The sequence below is a fragment of the Cryobacterium sp. CAN_C2 genome (genome assembly GCF_015751745.1).
GTDB lineage: Bacteria > Actinomycetota > Actinomycetes > Actinomycetales > Microbacteriaceae > Cryobacterium.
The window spans coordinates 1-3,578 of sequence record NZ_JADOUX010000041.1; the positions used below are offsets into that span (position 1 = coordinate 1).

General features: G+C 58.2%; 1 protein-coding gene. It reads right to left on the reverse strand.

Annotated elements, in window-relative coordinates; translation table 11 throughout:
- Positions 1–197: 197 nt before the first annotated feature.
- Positions 198–779 (reverse strand): recombinase family protein, encoded by a 582-nt coding sequence (locus tag IWX77_RS16725; RefSeq protein WP_196845676.1) that lies wholly within the window; start codon positions 777–779, stop codon positions 198–200.
- Positions 780–3,578: the final 2,799 nt, after the last annotated feature.

A 3,578-nucleotide genomic window follows, 5' to 3' on the forward strand; every position in this document is an offset into this window, starting at 1 on the left:
CGGCCGGAGAGTGGTCCGCTTGGCCATTGGTGCCGAAGGGCGAAGCCGACGCAGCCGGCTGATCGCGCGAGCTTGCTGTGCCGGTGAGCGTTCCCGTGTGACACGGCTCGACCCTGGAGATGACTGCTGTCGCCCCTGGGGTTGGCTGTCCCGTTGCTGACTTGCTTGGCTCGGCAACGGGAGCCGTCGAGTATGTTTCAGCTGTCGACCGACTGTCGTTGGACGGTGCGGTAGACGGTGGAGCGGGCGACGTTGAACAATTCAGCGAGCTCGCTCGTGGAATGCGTCCCCGCGAGGTGCACTTCCATCAGGTGACGTTGTTGCGCCGGCGACAACTTCGGCTGTTTGCCGCGGAGGTGGCCTTTTGCTTTGGCCACTTGCATCCCTTCGCGTGTTCGGGCGCGGATGAGGTCGGATTCGAACTCTGCCACCATCGCGAGGACGTTGAACAGCAGGCGCCCGACCGGGTCGGTCGGGTCGTGGACGGATCCGCCGATGCTGAGTTTGACGCCTGTGACGGTGAGTTCGTCGACGATGTCTTTCGCATCCCGGAGAGAGCGGGCAAGTCGGTCGAGTTTGGCGACGACGAGGGTGTCGCCGTTCCGGCAGGCGGCGAGTGCTTCGCGGAGGCCGGGGCGTGCTCGGTTGGTGCCGGTGAGTCCGTGGTCGGTGTAGATCAGGTTCGATCTAACGCCGAGGGCTTCCAGGGCGTTTTGTTGGGCGGTGAGATCTTGCATGTTCGTGGACACGCGTGCGTATCCGATCAGAAATTCATTCATAGTTCGAACGGTGCACTTCGGCCGGTCGAGGGGTCAAGAACAATCCCGCAAGCGGCCCCCAACGGGGCACCCTACCTAGGCTGCAAGCCCCGACAATTGGCCCCTCTTGGAGGACCTAATTTCAGTGCCCGTTGAAGGTCCGGCTTACGGTCGCGCGTGCAGTCCTGGGATCGCGCAGTTCTTCTATCTGAATATTGGTCAACGCGGTGCATTGTTTCTATCCAACGGGGTCACTAGAGTCATAAATCGTCAAACATTGGGGGGAATTTCTTGCGCAAATTTCGGTTAGGTGCAGCCATGACCACGGTCGCTTTCACGCTGAGTATTCTCGGGCCCGCTATCCCCGCAAACGCCATGCACTATTCGGGGTTGCGGACAGATACCTGCGGATACCCGAAAATTGTTCAGATCAATTGGGAGAGCACTGGCGAAGTCCGACTTTGGACATATCCCGGAAATACCTCAACCGATGGAACTTTGTCCGCGAATCCAACTTCTTCGGGCCAGCACTCCTACAACAGCGGGAAATCGAGTCTGAATTGGCAGTTCGGGTCAGCTCCGGGAAACGTGACAAGTTGGTACCCGACATGCGTTAGCTATTTTCGCTCGACTGCTCTGTAGCGATTCCACAGATCTGCGATGAATCGAAGGGCTAAACCATGGAAGAGTCATACGTTGCGAGGGACCTCGCTGCAGCTGACGATCTTCGAATCCGCAATGTTCGCCGCGGGACGTTTTTCGTTATCATCGGATCAGTATTATTGGTCGGAGCCTGGCTGACGATTCCCTTCAGTATCTATCGGTCCTTTAACGCGTCCCTGTCCGGTTTTTCACTGGGGCTCATGGCCGGTGGCGTCGTTTTACTTGGCGCGAGTATATTTTTTGTTGTCTGCGGAGTCCGAGTCCGGAGACGTGCACTCCGTGAGCATGCGGTCGCCTCGGTGATGGGTAAAGCCAATCCAGCCTTCGACGGGGATCGTAAGACGTTGCCGACCGGAGGAGTTCCTCTCAGCTGGATTGGACATGTGCCGGGCAGCTAGTGGGACGGATCATGCTCACTTTGTCCTTCTGGTGGTCGGGAGTATCGCGGATCTCCGGCACAGCACTCGGCTCGAAATCCAAGCGGTCGCATTATTGCCGGTCCGACTGAGAGATCGATCGCCTGCTGGCGTGTCACGGCAGCCGAGCGATATGCGCTCGCAGGAATGGGTTTAGGAGGACAAAAGTGCTGTACTCAGGATTAGTGTTGTAATGCGTAGACGGTTAGCTCAGGTAGATGCGTAAATTCTACTTATTTCGTCAGAAACGGCGTGGAATTAGGCCGAATTCCTTCGAAGGATTACCGGAAGAGTCCGGTTTGAGATCTTCTCAAGAGGCACCTGAGCTAACCGTTCACGCACTAGTGTTGTTATCGATTCGGTCCCTTGTCCGGTCGAAAACCCCATGCCTGGGCATAACCAATGGTCGAAAAATAGCTCAGCTGCGTATGGAGATATCCTCAAATACTGTCGGGAGGACGATATGACAGTCGATCCTCACGACGACCACTGGGCGTATTCTTGGGCACTAGAGGATCCAGCGTTCCTCGCTGCAGTGCGGGAGGCCTTCAGTGGGCACGGAGATGTCATCAACGCACTTTGGTGGGCGTCTCGTCCGGTTGAGACAGCGCCCGACGGGACCCCGTCGCCCCTCGCGGAACTTCACACCCTGCAACGCCAAGCGTTCTCGCTCGGTGGCGGATTGAATGGCGACCCGAAAACAGCGCAGGCGATTCGAACTCTCCAAGCCGAAATCGACTCGGAACATAAAGCGATCACGACTGCCGTTCGTTCCGCACAAGAGGGCATGAACGCACCGGTACTTGTCACCCGAGGAGAGGTGGCAGGCGCCACCCCCACGGAAGGTCAACTCGAGCGAGTTGATGGCCCAGCGCCCGCCCACACGGGTAGGCGCGCTCGAAACGGGTTCATCGCGGCGGGGATTGTTGCCGCCAGTCTCGTTGGTTTCATTGGCGGGACCCAAGTGGGCAGCCGTAGCGTCACCACGCCGAACACCGAGTTAGCGACTGACGCCACCCGCCCCGTACAATCTTTTGCGACGGCGTCGGTGTTCGCTCGTCCCCAGACGGGCGATGATATTCCCGAGCAACTACTGCCGGGAAGCCTGGAGGTGACCTCGTTCCGCGTCCTAACAACCAGCGGCCTGCTCTCTTATGGCGCGTATGCCGCCCGATCAGGGTCCGCTGTGTGCCTGGTTGTTCTCGTCTCAGAGACAGACTTTATATCCGGATGCGCGCCCGCGGATGACTTTCCGGCCGACGGCATGCACTTGAATTGGTCATCCGCTACAGCCTTCCCCGACACGAACCTATCTGTAACTTGGAAACGCGACGGGACCCTCGAAGCCGGTGGAGGCGTTCGAGACTAAGAGATTCTTCCCGTAGAAGGTTCCTGTTCCGGTCATGCGGAGGATGGGCGCACGATGGTTCATCACATCAACGAGCCACCGCAGGCCTGCCGAGCTTTGCACCTTTCCAGGGACTTGGTCGCCCCATTCTGGGGGCTGACGGTAGGTGCAGTAGAACAGTAGCGTGTGGCTAGCTGCTCATGAGTCGGGGGAAATCATGTACATAAAGGCGTCGAGACTGCGAACTATATCGTTGGTTGCTGCGGCAAGCACCATAATCGGGCTCCTGAGCGCGAGTCCCCTACGTGTCAAGGTCGAGTGAGGCCAGTACCTAACAGCAAGTTCGCCATTTGACGTAGGGCGAGAATCAGGAATCATCACCATGTCCAGCCA